The organism is Allocatenococcus thiocycli, assembly GCF_921292965.1.
Classification (GTDB): domain Bacteria; phylum Pseudomonadota; class Gammaproteobacteria; order Enterobacterales; family Vibrionaceae; genus Vibrio; species Vibrio natriegens.
The window spans coordinates 21,730-36,961 of record NZ_CAKLCK010000051.1 but is presented as its reverse complement, the minus strand read 5'-3'; the positions used below and the strand labels follow the sequence as shown (position 1 = coordinate 36,961).

General features: G+C 45.8%; 12 protein-coding genes. All 12 read left to right on the top strand.

The window, feature by feature from the left end:
* Window positions 1-144: 144 nt before the first annotated feature.
* The 12 genes from L9Q40_RS20940 (at window position 145) to L9Q40_RS20885 (ending at window position 15,170) form a co-directional block, all read left to right on the top strand.
* Entirely contained in the window at window positions 145-465 is a 321-nt protein-coding gene (locus L9Q40_RS20940) for an STAS domain-containing protein (protein WP_319554049.1), read from the top strand.
* A 27-nt stretch (window positions 466-492) separates the two neighbouring features.
* Entirely contained in the window at window positions 493-1,323 is an 831-nt protein-coding gene (locus L9Q40_RS20935) for an OmpA family protein (protein WP_498794506.1), read from the top strand.
* Window positions 1,320-3,413 (top strand): SLBB domain-containing protein, encoded by a 2,094-nt coding sequence (locus L9Q40_RS20930; protein ID WP_498794504.1) that lies wholly within the window; start codon window positions 1,320-1,322, stop codon window positions 3,411-3,413. Before L9Q40_RS20935 ends, L9Q40_RS20930 begins: the two co-directional genes overlap by 4 nt.
* The gene (locus L9Q40_RS20925) at window positions 3,413-4,108 is read left to right on the top strand and encodes a P-loop NTPase family protein (RefSeq protein ID WP_409391321.1); all 696 of its coding nucleotides are present in this window, start codon (window positions 3,413-3,415) and stop codon (window positions 4,106-4,108) included. The genes L9Q40_RS20930 and L9Q40_RS20925 overlap by 1 nt, the downstream gene beginning before the upstream one ends.
* An 8-nt stretch (window positions 4,109-4,116) precedes the next feature.
* Window positions 4,117-4,917 (top strand): phosphate/phosphite/phosphonate ABC transporter substrate-binding protein, encoded by an 801-nt coding sequence (locus tag L9Q40_RS20920; RefSeq protein WP_498794502.1) that lies wholly within the window; start codon window positions 4,117-4,119, stop codon window positions 4,915-4,917.
* A 12-nt stretch (window positions 4,918-4,929) separates the two neighbouring features.
* The gene (locus tag L9Q40_RS20915) at window positions 4,930-7,242 is read left to right on the top strand and encodes a HAMP domain-containing hybrid sensor histidine kinase/response regulator (protein WP_498794501.1); all 2,313 of its coding nucleotides are present in this window, start codon (window positions 4,930-4,932) and stop codon (window positions 7,240-7,242) included.
* A 23-nt stretch (window positions 7,243-7,265) separates the two neighbouring features.
* The gene (locus L9Q40_RS20910) at window positions 7,266-8,726 is read left to right on the top strand and encodes a sigma-54-dependent transcriptional regulator (protein ID WP_498794500.1); all 1,461 of its coding nucleotides are present in this window, start codon (window positions 7,266-7,268) and stop codon (window positions 8,724-8,726) included.
* Complete coding sequence (locus L9Q40_RS20905) at window positions 8,707-9,762, top strand: glycosyltransferase family 4 protein (protein ID WP_498794499.1); 1,056 nt, start codon at window positions 8,707-8,709, stop codon at window positions 9,760-9,762. Before L9Q40_RS20910 ends, L9Q40_RS20905 begins: the two co-directional genes overlap by 20 nt.
* Before the next feature lie 137 nt (window positions 9,763-9,899).
* Complete coding sequence (locus L9Q40_RS20900; protein ID WP_498794498.1) at window positions 9,900-11,105, top strand: glycosyltransferase; 1,206 nt, start codon at window positions 9,900-9,902, stop codon at window positions 11,103-11,105.
* A complete protein-coding gene (locus L9Q40_RS20895; RefSeq protein WP_498794497.1) occupies window positions 11,098-12,279 on the top strand; it encodes a glycosyltransferase family 4 protein in 1,182 nt (393 codons plus the stop codon). The genes L9Q40_RS20900 and L9Q40_RS20895 overlap by 8 nt, the downstream gene beginning before the upstream one ends.
* 96 nt (window positions 12,280-12,375) lie before the next feature.
* Entirely contained in the window at window positions 12,376-13,803 is a 1,428-nt protein-coding gene (locus L9Q40_RS20890) for a lipopolysaccharide biosynthesis protein (RefSeq protein WP_498794496.1), read from the top strand.
* Window positions 13,800-15,170, top strand: a complete 1,371-nt coding sequence (locus tag L9Q40_RS20885) for an O-antigen ligase family protein (RefSeq protein WP_498794495.1) — start codon at window positions 13,800-13,802, stop codon at window positions 15,168-15,170. The genes L9Q40_RS20890 and L9Q40_RS20885 overlap by 4 nt, the downstream gene beginning before the upstream one ends.
* Window positions 15,171-15,232: the final 62 nt, after the last annotated feature.

Sequence of the window (15,232 nt, the reverse complement as noted above, 5' to 3'; positions counted from 1 at the left end):
CGTTTTCTGATTGTCATTTTGAAACTTCCATTTTCTCATTTTGAGAACCCCTTCCAGCCACAACCTAAACCATTGATATTTAGATATATAAACTTTGGCACACTACCTGCAATCCTGCTGTAAACACTAGCAGGAGATACGATTATGGAACTTCGTAAAATTGAAACAAACGACACTATCGTGACATGGGTGATCAACGGGAACCTTGACGCAGACGGTAGCCGCCAGGCGCAGCCACACATTGATGAAATTTTGGCTGAGCCATCAACTCGAGAAATAGAAATTGACTTCAGCAGAGTCCAGTTTCTTGATTCATCAGGCGTAGGTGCGATCGTGTACCTATATAAACGGCTTATCGAGAGCCAGAGAAGTATGCGCATTGAAAACGCTTCAGGCCAACCTCTCGAAATAATGAATCTGTTGCGTATTAACCAAGCGATACCAGTTAATTCTCGTAGTTACTAAATAACATCACTGACAAAGGACGTTGGCATGAACTTTTCTTTCAAACACATAGCCCTAGCTGTATCTATAACTTCCATGATTGGATGCAGTAGTTACCCAGAAGAAGGCCGTGGTGGTCTTGGGGAAAACTACATCCAATCAAACTTCACCCCCGTGATGCCAGATGAGCCCCTCGGTCCTGAGCACGGACTTCGGTTTGACTGGCAACTGACCAAGCTGCAATTAGACTCGTTGATCATCGAAGGCGCGCGTTGGTGTTTTCCGGCTGCAGTTGTACAAGCGTTGGAAAAACAAAACCGTATCGCTAGAGAGCTTGAAGGTGGTTTACTGCTTGATGCTGCCAACGACATTGTTATTCAGCGCAAGCGTCTTAATGAGCTAGAACTTCAACTGGACTATGCGACCTCACAGACCAAGTGTGTACCTCCTATGGATGAAAACGCATTTCAGAAGCGCTTAGCTATGATTGATCAACTTTATAGCTTGCTTAACGTCGATAATCAATTTGCATTTAATTCCACAGAAGTAAATCCAAAGTACATGGGCCATCTAGCCCAATCCGCGAACATCTTAAATGAGCACCAAAGCTTAAACCTCAAAGTTACTGGTCACGCTGATTCTGTAGGTGATGGTCAGTACAACCAGGAACTTGCCATGGGACGAGCGAATCAAGTCAAGCGCTACCTGACCATTTTTGGTCTTAACCCAAAACGTATAGAAACACAATCGGTCGGCGACACGCTTCCTCTCTATGAGGGTGAATCGGAAGGTGTTCGTCTTACCAACCGCCGCGTAAGCATCGAAGTGGTGGATACTCAAGAACAAACCAAGCAGCGTTTGCAGGGAGGCTTACAATGAAATGGATTAACCTAATTGCCCTACTTCTTCTTACTTCAGTTTTCTCTGTGGCGCACGCGAATGAAGAACGAGTACAAATTGGCGATCTCATTCAGGTCAACTTACCCGGTGAGTCATCGTTAAATAAAGGCTTTCAAGTCGACAAGCGTGGCCGCATCACTCTGCCTGAAGTTGGCGCGCTATACGTCGCGGGTTACAGTGAAGCTCAGCTTGAACAAGCCGTTAAAGAATCTCTGGAGAAAGTGTATCGAGACCTCTCCTCTGCATCTGTCTATATCGCTGAGCAACAAATTTTAGTCTCGGTACAGGGGTATGTGGCCTCTCCGGGCGAATACACTTTATCTAAGTCTTCTGATGTCCAAATGGCCCTTCACGCAGCGGGCGGATTACGCTCCGGCGCGCAGCTCAACAGTCTGTTTATCAAACGTGGCAAAGATAAGATCACCTTTAACTACAAAACGTTTCTCGATACAGGAGATGAATCACTGCTACCTGAGCTGGTCTCACTTGATACGATATTTGTGCCTGCGTCTCCACTGGTCGGTAATATCGAGCAAGAGTTCGATGCGAACAAACTCGCTAACGCGGGTGACAGTGCCGACGGCAGAACAGCAATTAAAGTGTTTGGCGAAGTAAACGCGCCGGGTTCATTCAGCTTTAAAGCCAATAGCGATCTGGTTGACATCATCATGCGAGCTGGCGGCGTTACTCGCTATGCCTCTGTCGAACAAATACGTGTCATTTCAAACAATACTCCTAAGCTGTTTAACCTTAAAACCTATCTCGATAGCGGTGATATCTCATTGCTACCGCCACTAACACCGGGAACCACCATCTTCGTTCCTAAACAAGAAGAAGAGATCAAGGCAGGCGCGAACGTGGTTTACATTATGGGTGAAGTAGCAAGCCCAGGTGCCTATGAAGGTAAAAAGAACGCGTCGTTTATGGATATTCTGGCTAATGCTGGTGGTCCGACTCGTTACGCAGAATCACGCCAGATTCGCGTCATTAAGTCCAACGGTCAGGTGATCAAATTTGATTTAACCGCGTTCACTGAGGGTCTGACCCGTAAAAGCCCGCCTAAAATTGGCCCGGGAGATGCGATCTTCGTTCCTGAGAAGACAGATATGAACGAAAAGTCTTGGCTGAAAATTGCACCCAATCGCGCCGTCAGTGTGATTGGAGAAGTGGTTCGCCCCGGACGTGTTGAGTGGTCAGATGAAATGGATCTTATGGACTTGCTATCTCATGTTGGCGGCCCAACGCTTCGCGCGGACACCTCGAAAATTGAAGTGGTCGCCGCTGATAACCAGCTACACATATTTGATCTCGATGATTTCATTCTAAAAGGCGCGCCGAACAGCGAATTACCTAACATCAGTGCTGGTGCAATTGTACGTGTACACGATCTGCCCCAAGATCCTTCCGACAACAAATCACAATGGGTTCGCCAAAGTTCAGATGCATCCATTTATGTATTTGGCCAAGTCAATGCCCCTGGCCGCTACCGTTTCACTAAGGATATGCATTTCCTCGATATTTTGTCTGCGGCAGATGGCCCAACAAAAGATGCGGATATCCATAACATTCGTATCACACATCGTGACAAAAGCTATTCCAAAGTAAGCAAGCTTAACCTATCGTTATACTTTGAGACTGGGGATGAAAGCTTGCTTCCAAGTGTCACCATGGGCGACACCATTTACATCCCTGAAAAAGATAAGATTTGGTTGGATCGTTCTAAGGAGTCAACGGTACGCGTACTAGGTGCAGTCAATAATCCAGGTCGATATGTATTTGACGACAACATGACCTTGTTAGACTTACTTGCCGAAGCGGGCGGCCCGTCTGACAGAGCCTATTTAGAGAAAATTTCGATCGTCAATATGTCGTGTTGCCAAGGCCAAGCAAGAACCTTTGACCTGGTTGACTTCAGTAAAACGGCCAACATTTACAAACTTCCGGTACTAAGAGCTGGCGATACCATCTATGTGCCCGATAGAAACGAAAGTATCTTCGAAAAAGCACGTTTGGGTCTGGAAGACGTTCTGCGCCTGACGACAACCATCGTGTTAATAGGAGCTCTATAATGATTATTCCTGCAACTCATACAGAAATAGAGCAAATCTATCTTGCAGCAGAAATGCGTGACAGTCGCTCATTATGCATTACCGCATGTCAATCTGGCGATGGCGTGACTTCCGTTGTCGCTGCACTGGCGGAGCGTTATCTGCTCGCGGGTCACCGAACCTTGGTGGTGGATCTTAATACCTTCCACCCAGCTTTCGAATGCATTGATATCACACCAGATATCGACCATCAGATTGGTTCTTTGGTCGCGCACGCTTCAACGCGACAAATGTTTACCGGGTTAACCGTGCCGAACAACCAATCAGCAGTTCTGGCGTACAAAGATCCCACACATCTAAGAGCCACGGTCAAACAATGGCTTTGCCAATACGACCGCGTTATTTGCGACACGTCACCGCTGCTTCAAGTCAATAGAGGAAATATTCCTGCACAAGTCGTTGCGAGCGCATGTGACCAGACAGCACTTGTGGTGATGGGTGGTAAAACGTCTTCCAGTCAACTTGAAAAAGCCATGCAATTAATTGATTCGCCTTCAATCACCTTGTTAGGCTCGATACTGAATTTAAAAGACCAGGCATCACTGGCTCAGGAGATGGTGCGCGAGCTGAATCGGCTCCGCTTTATCCCCAAAAGTTGGCGCGAAAAGTGGTCGCAGAATATTCTTACCAACGAGTTCCTTGCTCAGTCTGCTTAGGAGTTGCCATGAGAAAAACCTTTATCGCCCTTTCGACTCTGTTACTTTCGGCAGTAACCGTTGCTGAAACTCTTACATTTGGCGTTGTCCCTCAGCAATCTGCCAGTCGACTTGCCGAGCAGTGGGAGCCTCTCGTTGCTGAAATAAGCAGAGAAACCGGTTACGACATTGCCTTTAGCACGGCTCCTAACATTCCGGAGTTTGAAAAGCGTTTGTCGGCGGGCGAATACGATATCGCTTACATGAACCCATATCATTACACCGTCTACAGCAAACAGCCGGGCTATCGAGCCTTCGCCAAAGCCAAGGATAAAAAAATAAGCGGAATTCTGGTAGCAAGGAAAGCCAACAATATTGAGTCTTTACAAGCGCTACAAGGACAAAGGCTCGCTTTCCCTTCTCCTGCTGCCTTTGCTGCAACGGTTTTAACGCAAAGTGACTTGAGAGAAGCTAACGTCGAGTTTGAGTCTGACTACGTAACATCACATGACTCGGTGTATTTGTCTGTGGCGAGAGGTTTTTACCCAGCAGGCGGCGGTGTGATGAGAACCTTTAACTCATTACCTGACGAGGTTAAATCTCAGCTAGAACCGATTTGGACAACAAAACCGTACACACCACATGCCATAGCCCATCACCCGAGAATGACTCACAACCAAGTCAAATTGATCCAACAAGCGCTCAAGTCTATAGATCAAACACTCGAAGGGAGAACGTCCCTAAAATTATTAAATATCAACGGATTTGAATCAGCTATCGACACCGATTGGGACGATGTGAGAGCACTCAATATCAAAGTACTGGACTAACCGGAGGCTTTAATGACGTTGCGTTCTAAAACAATTCTTGGCATAGCTCTCATCGAAATTACGGCCCTCATCATTCTCGTGGCTAATGCGATGAGTTTTCTCTCAGATTCCAACGAGAAGCAGTTACTCCAAAGAGCTCATTCAAGTGCAGTTATGTTTACTCATGCTGCGAAAGACGCGCTACTTTCTACTGATTTAGCGACGTTGGACGACTTAGCTCAAGAGTTCATCAAGTTAGAAGATGTCGCTTACGTTCGTGTGTTACGCGGTGGCAACCAAATGGCCACAGCAGGCGACACTGCGCTACTTGCACGCTCAATGGTCAGTGATGAAACTTTAAAAGACGTTAATGACGGTATCTTTGATCTGCGTACCCCCATTGCAAGTAACGGTAATATCTATGGGTATGTAGATATGGGGTTTGAGACACACCCTATCAGCAATATGCTCATTAACGCGCAGCAAGCAATCATCAGTATTGCAACCATCGAAGTTATATTGGTGGCGTTTTTCTCCTTTATCCTTGGAACCTATCTGACTAAGAATCTCACCCGTTTAGCCTCTGCCGCCCAAACACTTCGGGAAAAAGGCCCGGGGTTCCAACTTAACCACTATTCCAAAGATGAGCTTGGTGAAGTCACCAAAGCATTCGATGAGATGTCGGCTAAGTTAGAACAAGACTACCAAAACCTCACTGCAGCACGGGAAGGTGCCGAACTGGCAAACGACTCTAAAAGCCGCTTTCTCGCCTCCATGTCTCATGAGATACGTACTCCAATGAATGGCGTATTGGGCATATTAAATATTCTTGAAGAGACCAACCTCACTAACGAGCAAAGAAAGCTGGTCGCAACCGCTACTGAATCGGGCAACTTCCTCCTTTCCGTCATTAATGACATTCTTGATTTCACTCGAATGGAGTCCAATACGCTTATTCTGGAAGATAAACCTTTTGACTTCAGACAGTGTGTCGAAAGCGTGGTGAATTCATTTTTGCCCGCAGCCAAGAGTCAAAACCTTATTTTACATTGCTACATTGAGGGCACTGTTCCAAGCAAAGTCAGCGGAGACAAAAACCGCGTCAAACAGATACTGCTCAACCTGATAGGCAATGCCATCAAGTTTACTCATGAAGGCAGCGTCACGGTTAAAGTTGGGTCGGAGGCATTGGAACAAGGGCGAGTAAAAATCACCTGCCAAATTCAAGACACTGGGATTGGCATCAAAAATAGCTCGATTGATTACTTGTTTGATGAATTTACGATGGCAGACCAAACCTATTCACGCAGCAAAGAAGGTTCGGGGCTTGGCCTCGCTATCTGTCGCCGACTCTGTACCCTTATGGATGGTGACGTCACGGTCGAGAGCACACCCGGCGTAGGCAGTACATTCACATTTGACATCACGCTCTCGGTAGCCGATGAGTTGCTGACCTCTCCAAATATTGATTCACTCCGTCAAGAATTGATTCGTTCGAACGCTCGTATTCTTGTCGCAGAAGATAACAAAGCAAATCAGCTCGTCATTCGAGAAATGTTCAAACGGGTTGGTCTATCTATCGATATTGCCGAAAATGGCAAACAAGCGGTTTCCATGGTTCAGGACTATCAATATGACCTGATTTTTATGGATATCTCCATGCCTGAAATGGATGGCATGCAAGCCTGCAAAGCGATTCGGAGCCTTGATGACAGTAAGGCGTGTGATATCCCAATTATCGCCCTAACTGCACACTCACTGGCTGGTGATAAAGAAAAGTTTCTTGCATCGGGCATGAACGACTACTTGTCAAAACCCCTAAGGCTGTCACAACTAATTGAAAAAATTAACCTATTCTTAAATGATGACCAAGAGGAAAACAAAGATCTAAAATCAGGCCCCTGTCATTTGATTAAGCATCAGAATTCATATGCAAATACCAACGTAGGTCAATCGAACCAACGTGAGGAAGCAGTAAATTTGGATTTAGTAGACGAACAGATTTTGCAGCAAATGATCGCAGACACCAGTGCCGATGTCATTCCATTGCTCATCGAGCATTATCTTGAAGAATCTCAGCAGCGTTTAGCAAAAATATATCTGGCTATGGAGTCTCAAGACAAAGAAACATTAGAGTTTGAAGCGCATACCCTAGGTAGTTCAGCTCTGGCACTCGGTAATAGAACTTTGTCCAATTTCGCGCGAAAAATCGAGCATCTTTGCTTAGACGGCAAACAAGAGCAGGCTTTCAGCTACAAACAAAAACTTGAAGTTGTTGCCTCAGAGTCACTAAAAGCATTAGAGGAAAGGAAACAGCAAGGGTTTATTGAACCAACACAACTATAAAGGCTTAAGAGAGGACAGCTCCAATGAAACCAAAAGTACTACTAATCGAAGACTCAACTTCTCTTGCTATTTTGTACAAACAGTATGTACAGCACGAGCCCTATGACCTGTTTCATGTAGAAACAGGCAAAGAAGCCATCGCCTTTATTGAAAGAAATGTTCCCCAATTAGTTATTCTGGACTTTAGACTGCCCGACATGGATGGCGAGCAAATTCTGGATTGGATTAACGAGAACCAAGTCCCGACATCCGTCGTCATTGCCACAGCGCATGGCTCAGTAGATCTGGCGGTTAGCCTTGTGCAAAAAGGAGCGAAAGACTTTCTGGAAAAACCAATTAATGCTGATCGTCTAAAGACCTCCATCGCTCTGCACTTGCAGCAAGTTAAACTGGAGAACCTTGTCGAAGACATAGAAAACAAATTCGATCGAAACCGATTCCACGGCTTCATCGGATCTAGCCTTCCAATGCAAGGTGTGTACAAGATCATCGATTCAGTGGCACCAACGACAGCAAGTGTTTTTATTGTCGGTGAAAGTGGCACAGGTAAGGAAGTGTGCGCCGAAGCCATCCACCGCGAGAGTAAGCGTAAAGATAAACCGTTTATCGCCATTAACTGTGGTGCGATTCCAAAAGATCTCATGGAAAGTGAAATCTTTGGTCACGTCAGGGGCGCATTTACAGGCGCAACTGCCGATCGCAAAGGTGCGGCCTCAATGGCCAACGGTGGTACGCTTTTTCTTGATGAGCTGTGTGAGATGGAACTTGAGATGCAAAAGAAATTACTCAGATTTTTGCAGACAGGTACCTTTACCCCGCTAGGCGCAAATAAAGAAATGAAAGTCGATATTCGTATCATCTGCGCGACGAACCGAGATCCTCTTGTTGAAGTAGAAGAAGGCCGTTTCAGAGAAGATCTCTACTACCGCGTGCATGTAGTGCCTATTGATATGCCACCATTACGCGAGCGCGGCAATGATATTACGACGTTAGCGACTCACTTTCTTAAACTATACGCTAAAGAAGATGGCAAAAAGTTTAACTCGATCCACCGAGATGCAGAGCCAACGCTAAAACGCTATGCGTGGCCGGGTAACGTCCGTCAGCTTCAAAACATTATTCGCAATATCGTGGTCCTTAATGACGATAGTCATTTGCGCCTTGAGCATTTGCCATCTCAGGTCACATCAAGCCGTGCGCCAAAGCAAAACAGCGTAGCTAAACCTGAGCCAGTCATCACTCCACAACCCGTCGTGATCAATGAGGCTCCTGAAAATAGTCACGACGCGGTTACTGAGCCGCAAATTGAAAGACCTGTAGCGATAAGGCCAATGTGGCAAATTGAACGTGAGGCAATACAGCAAGCCATTGATTACTGCGACGGAAACGTGCTGAACGCGGCGGTACTTTTAGAGCTTAGCCCTTCTACGGTATACCGTAAGAAGCAAGCCTGGGAAGCTGAAGATGAGCAACAACTCGTGTAACGAAGTCTGGCTAGTCATCGACAGCCTGACTTTCGGTGGCATTGAAACACATGTGCTTGAGCTCGCAAATGGACTCAAGCATTTTGAAGTTCCTGTCAAAGTCATGTTTCTGCGCTCTTATTCCAAACCGCAATTGCTCAAAGACAAGCTGAAATCAAGCGGCATTGCTGTCCAGTTTTTGGGCTCTGCAGGCACGAATTACTTTAGCGACTTAATTAGCCAAGTACGAAAGCAAAAACCCGCTCTTCTCCACGCTCATGGCTATAAAGCAAGCCTAGTGTGCAAGCTGGCAAGGGTTATAACCGGAGTTCGCCAAATATCTACGTATCACGCAGGAGAAACTCCAACGGGTAAGGTGTGGTTATATGACTGTGTCGACCGGTTCACCACGTTTGTGTCAAATCACTCAATCGCCGTGAGTGAAAGAATCACCCAAAAGCTGATAACCAAATCAGAAAGTTTCAATAATTTTATTGATACCAAGACGCTGTCTACCTCAACAGGAAACCAAATCGCGTTTGTTGGCAGGCTTAGCCATGAGAAAGGCCCCGATCGATTTATTGACTTGGCGCGCCTAAATCAAACATTGTGTTTTGATCTTTATGGCTCAGGGGCCATGCAATCGGAGCTAACACAGGGCGCTCCGGCAAACGTCAGGTTTCATGGTCACCAAACCAACATGGACGCCATTTGGCAACATATTGGCATTTTGATCATTTGCTCTCGTTATGAAGGCTTACCCATGACAGCGCTCGAAGCGATGGCGAGAGGTATCCCTGTTGTCTCACTTAATGTTGGCAATATGTCGAAGCTTATTAAACACGAAACCAACGGGTACTTAGTCGACAACGTCAATCAATTGAATGAGGCTTTAAACACCTATCTGTCCCTCGCCCCCCACCAGCAATTAGCAATAAAAAAGCAGGCGATTGATAGCGTTGAACAACACTATTCTCAATCTGCCGTCATCCCAAAAATGATCAAACTCTACTTCCCCAATAGCTCTCAATCTGATTGTCAAATTGAGAAACAATAAAGCCCCACCTCAAGCCTCCTATAAATCACCTTAAAAACAATCACATAGAACCACCGTCTTCTTGGCATCACATTTGCGTTAGTCCTATCGAAAAGTGCAATTAACGGTTTTATGCAAATGCGATGTGAGGGGTGGGTATGAAGAGAAAGATTCTATTTGTACATTACGGCGATGACTGGATCCGAGGCAGCGAGAAATGTTTGCTCGATCTTATTAAGTACATGGAACACCATCACTACGCTTGTTACGTTTGGACCAATAGTTGTGAACTCTCAAAACAGTTAGACCTGATGAATGTTCCAACTCAGCTTAATCATTTTCCACTGCTGCTTGGCTGGAAACCACCTAAATACAACGTATCAGGTTGGCTTGGTCTGACTAAGCAAGGTTGCGAGATCATCGAACGCGAAAAAATAGACCTTGTACACATTAATAGTGGTGCGCCCTGCCAGTGGATGTTAGCCGCTGCACGAATGAAGAAAGTACCCGTCGTTACCCAGCTCCACTGCCCTTACCCAGCACGCGACCGCCTCACGCTTGGCCTTCACCTTTCTCCTCACATTATTTCAGTCAGTCAGTACGTCGCTGAATTCATGACTAAAGATGGTTACCCTAACGAAAAAATATCGGTTATTCACAACGGTATTGATACCGTCTCCCTCTCCGCGCAGCAAAAAGTCGATGTTAGGCAAGCGTTATCTATTCCGGAGCAGGATTTTGTTTTTGCGACGGTTGGCTCTCTGATCCACCGTAAAGGTGTAGACCGGATCATAACCGCAATGCGTCACGTGACTTTTGAGTATCCTAACGTCAGTCTCGTTGTCATTGGCGATGGCGATTTAATGGACAAGCTTGTTCAACAAGCCAGTCGCCTGCACCTAAGCAATCGTATTCACTTTGTTGGCGAACAATCCAATGTCGTTGGATGGCTAAAGGGGTGTGATGCCTTTATCAGTGGTGCTCGCAGTGAAGCCTTTGGGCTGGCTGTAGCAGAAGCAGCCCTTGCTAAAATCCCGGTTATCGCGCCGCTTGAAGGTGGAATTCCTGAATTCATTACCCATGGTGAAACTGGAGTTCTGTATCCGAATCAGGGCATTGGCCCAATAGCAAAAGCGATGCGCGTACTCATCAATAGTCCTGAACTATGTGAACAGTATGGGATGAGCGGTTTTGACCACATTTCCCAAAATCATGATCTCTCTGTCAGTTGCCGAAAAATAGAACTTCTTTATAGAGACTTATTGGAACAGCCATTTGTGGCCAATCGGTCTCTAATAAGCACTTTATCCCCCCTCAAAACCTATGTGGTAAACCGTTTGTCGTTTGGAGGCCAGCATGACTAGTCAAAACAAGAAAACGCTTATTTTTGACCCTATCGCATTTAAAGGCGGCTCTAAGATTGCCACCAGTGATGCGCTCAATGTATGCCGTGTTGAGTCCAATGATTTCATTGTCGCAACCGTAGACACGGCATTCTGGAAGCAAACAGAGTTCTACGCCAAACACAATGTTACTTTGATTTCCATTTCCCCAGTTCCTTGGTTAATGAGTCAGCACAATGGGATTCTCTACTGGCTAAACCAACTGTATCTTCTATTGGTATTGCTAAAGACATTGATTGGGCATCGCGGCATTACTACGTTCATCGGCGCTTCAGGGCCAGGTATGGATATGCCAGTCTATTTGTTACAGATGGTTCTTAATATTGAAGTCGTTCAGTTTATCCACGGCAACGTCGGGCTGTCACGCTCTATTGGCTTCTGTCTTACCCGAGCGAACGCCGTGTTTTACTTACCCTCTACCCGTTGTAGCCTCAAAGCGGCACTAGAAACTTACCTTAAAACCGCGACCAAAATAAAAGACACCTCGGCAATGGCTGAAAGTTACTTAAACTCATCGCAATATCAGTCATTTGTGAATGGCATTCCGGCATCTCGTTGGCCACAGGAATGTCAAAAAAACACGCCAGTTTACTTTTGGGCTGCATCGCTGCTGAAATGGAAAGGTCTGGAAACGTTAATAAGAGCATCCAAACGTGCCGCTATTCGTCAGTCTGTCGTACTCAATGTTTGCTACATTCGCCCCGTCGATACGTGTTTACCAATCTCCAACGCTCCGGTTTTACTCTCCCACACCATATGGTACGAAGACCCTGAAAACTTGGATGATATCCGGAGTCAATCCAACATCTTTGTTTCAACCAGCTGTAATGAGCCATTCGGTTTATCAATTCTAGAGGCTCTGGCTGCGGGTATGTGCGTTGTCATTCCTCGAGATGGCGCATATTGGGACAAGACACTGACCCACAATGAAAACTGTATTAAGTATCAGCCGGGAAACCCTGATTCTTTGTGTGATGCTCTGCTCTACGCCAGTAACGACCAACAAGCATTTCATCGTTGCAGCCAGCGTGCGTTAGAAATAGCGGCCCGCTATAAAGCTGAACATTGCTACCAAAAATTTGCACAGCACATTAATGGTGACGTGGTTACATCCGCCCTTCACGCATGCAATTAATTCAGTTTGAATAGGATATTTTGCAATGAATGTTAGCCATCTGAAAAACATCAGTTTATATGCAGTCAGCCTGTTCCTCATTTAGGATATTTTGCAATGAATGTTAGCCATCTGAAAAACATCAGTTTATATGCAGTCAGCCTGTTCCTCATTAAAGGTGTGTCACTATTCACTTTGCCACTTATGGCTCAATACTTGTCACCGCAAGAAATCGGCCATCTCGAGTTGCTCGGTATCACAACGGTATTCTTTAGTCTGATTGTGGGCATTGCAATGCATGAAAATCTCTATCGATTTATAGGCACAATCAGTCGCTTCACGGTGCGAAAAAGAAAAGCTTCTCAACTGTACAGTGCATCGCTCATTGTTTCTTGCAGTCTGAGTTTGTTTATCTTGTTCATTTATTACCTGGTCCCTTTTAAGCTCTCGACGTTCACCAGTGAGCAAATCCTATTTATGGCTTTGGTTTTGTGTTACGAAGCGCCCCTTGCTATCAGCCTTGCCTGGTTAAGATTGCATAATCAAGCAAGCTTGTTCTTTAAGATATGTGTCGTGACCGTATTAGCTCAGGTTTCTTTACTTGTTGTCGTCCTGACATACAAACCCGACGTGACACTCGTTTTTGCCCTCAATATCGTGTGTACCTTTATCCAGTTTTTGTTTTTGCACGTTTTCATCAACTTTCCATTTTCCCTACCTAACAAACAACGCTTTATTCGTTATATACGCTACTCTGCGCCACTAATGTTGTCCGGTGTGGTGGCATTTGGTTTAAGTGGTGCAGAAAGGTGGCTGATCGCGGGAGCAACCGATTTAGAAACCTTAGGCATGTATGCGATTGCGGCTAAATTCGCGCTTGGCGTCGGTATTCTTATCCAACCTTTTCATATGTGGTGGATGCCAAAACGTTTCGAAACCATGAACAAAAATGGAGGTGAACATGTCGCTAGCGTGACGACTCAAGGGATACTGCTGTTGTGCGTTATTGCTGTCGCTGTGGCATGGCTTAGTCAGCTTTTTATTTCGTTCTCTTTACCGGACTCTTACCAGCCTGCCATCGCTTTGGTTGGAATGACCATAACAATGATGCTATTCAAAGAGCTGGTCGAGTTGACTAACTTTGGCATTCTCTACCAAAAGCACACCTCTCAGCTTTTGTACATTAACCTCGCCTCCACCGCATTGGCGATGGTGATTTGTATCCTTTCTGCTGACCTTGGCATTGAAGCAATGCTTTACGGATTGATCGCGGGGCAATTAAGTCGATTCATATTCACAATCTGGTTTAGCCAACGTGCGCATTATCTGGATTATCAAACCAGTCCTATCTGTGCGCTGATAGCGTTAACGGTGCTGTTTCTATTAACCAGTCGGTATCATCAAAGTATCGAGGTGTCCGCGTTAATGCTGCTGCTTCAGCCGTTAGGCGTTGTCGCTTTTTCCATTCGGTTCCAGTTGATTTCGGGGGCTTCACTCAAACGTCTTTCAAGTACGTTAACTCGCTACGTGGGTCGCTCACTATGAATAGTGTCAAACACGCCAGGCCAATAATGCTCATGACGCTGGTTACGTTTACGCTAGCCATGGTTTGGTATGTTATACCTCATCCAGCCATTGTCGTTGTGCTCTGCTTTTTACCGCTTGCGGCATTGTTTGTGCTCAATCAGACATTCTGGTTGGTGAGTCTATTTGTACTATTTTCCTTCTTTCGAATTCACGAAGCTTTACCCGCACTTTATTCATTAAAAATCCCTTTACTCCTCTCTTTAGGAGCGCTTGGCGCTTTGATTTGGCACACCTTGATCAGTCGCCAGCTACAAACTTTCTGGCACCCGAGTATGACGTGGCTCGTCCTATTTTGGGGGCTTGTTGTCATAGGCATTGTCTTGTCGTCTAACCCGGGCGTTGCCATAACCTATTTTAAAAATATCTATTGGAAAATCATCATCATGACTCTAGCCATCGCTTGGTTGGTGAATACGGAAGATGCAGTGCGAAAAATCGCAACCTTGATTATCTCAGCGGGTGGATTAATCGCCGTAGTTGCTTTGTATAACTCGGCTTCGGGGATTGGTTTAGTTGAGGGCACGAGAGTCACCATCGGTCGTCAGTTGGGCTCTGTGCTTGGTGATCCGAATGATTTGTCGCTGGTATTAATGTTCCCTCTGGCGTTTGCGATCAGCTTTGCCACCACAAAAGGCATAGGCTTCTCACGTATTCTTGGTATTACCGGGCTAGTACTGGCAATGGCAGCCGTTATCGCGACACAAAGCCGTGGTGGGCTTCTTGGATCAGTTGCTGTATTTGGTATTTTTGGTCTGCGCCTGATTCGCTCAAAATCACTATTGATCTTCATCGCTGTAATTGGGTTGCTGGGACTGTTTGCCGTAGCCGGAATTTCCGACCGTCAGTCAGGCGGTGCAGCAGAAGACGGCATCGACGCATCAGCCATGGGACGCTTATATGCATGGGAAGCCGCGTTTAAGATGGCGGTGGTGAGCCCGTTTAGTGGCGTGGGTTTAAACAATTTCTATTCGAATTACTACTATTACAGCTCACATTGGGACGGGCTCAACCACGCGGTTCACAGCACTTGGTTCGGTGTGTTGGCTGAAACCGGATTTCTTGGCCTGGCTGTGTTTATTGGTATGATCATTTCGCTTATTAAAACGAGCCGACAAACACTTTCTATCTTAAATCAGCGAAAAGGCTTGGTTTCCCCTTATCTCACAGCAACAGCGCTTGCGGTGTATGCAGGTGTAATAGGCACTGTGGTTTCCGGTACTTTCCTAACCCAAGGCTTCACGTGGCCGATTTATATCCTCGCAGCGCTTTGTATCGCTATCTCCCGAATTACTCAAATCCGTTCTCAAATTGAGAATACCAAATAAACACTCAACAAATAATTTTTATATCACTGTTTTTAAACAATTTATTTTTTGGCACGCAACGT

Coding starts and splice junctions, on each gene's coding strand:
- L9Q40_RS20940 (WP_319554049.1), top strand. CDS start 145: ATGGAACTTCGTAAAATTGAAACAAACGACACTATCGTGACATGGGTG.
- L9Q40_RS20935 (WP_498794506.1), top strand. CDS start 493: ATGAACTTTTCTTTCAAACACATAGCCCTAGCTGTATCTATAACTTCC.
- L9Q40_RS20930 (WP_498794504.1), top strand. CDS start 1,320: ATGAAATGGATTAACCTAATTGCCCTACTTCTTCTTACTTCAGTTTTC.
- L9Q40_RS20925 (WP_409391321.1), top strand. CDS start 3,413: ATGATTATTCCTGCAACTCATACAGAAATAGAGCAAATCTATCTTGCA.
- L9Q40_RS20920 (WP_498794502.1), top strand. CDS start 4,117: ATGAGAAAAACCTTTATCGCCCTTTCGACTCTGTTACTTTCGGCAGTA.
- L9Q40_RS20915 (WP_498794501.1), top strand. CDS start 4,930: ATGACGTTGCGTTCTAAAACAATTCTTGGCATAGCTCTCATCGAAATT.
- L9Q40_RS20910 (WP_498794500.1), top strand. CDS start 7,266: ATGAAACCAAAAGTACTACTAATCGAAGACTCAACTTCTCTTGCTATT.
- L9Q40_RS20905 (WP_498794499.1), top strand. CDS start 8,707: ATGAGCAACAACTCGTGTAACGAAGTCTGGCTAGTCATCGACAGCCTG.
- L9Q40_RS20900 (WP_498794498.1), top strand. CDS start 9,900: ATGAAGAGAAAGATTCTATTTGTACATTACGGCGATGACTGGATCCGA.
- L9Q40_RS20895 (WP_498794497.1), top strand. CDS start 11,098: ATGACTAGTCAAAACAAGAAAACGCTTATTTTTGACCCTATCGCATTT.
- L9Q40_RS20890 (WP_498794496.1), top strand. CDS start 12,376: ATGAATGTTAGCCATCTGAAAAACATCAGTTTATATGCAGTCAGCCTG.
- L9Q40_RS20885 (WP_498794495.1), top strand. CDS start 13,800: ATGAATAGTGTCAAACACGCCAGGCCAATAATGCTCATGACGCTGGTT.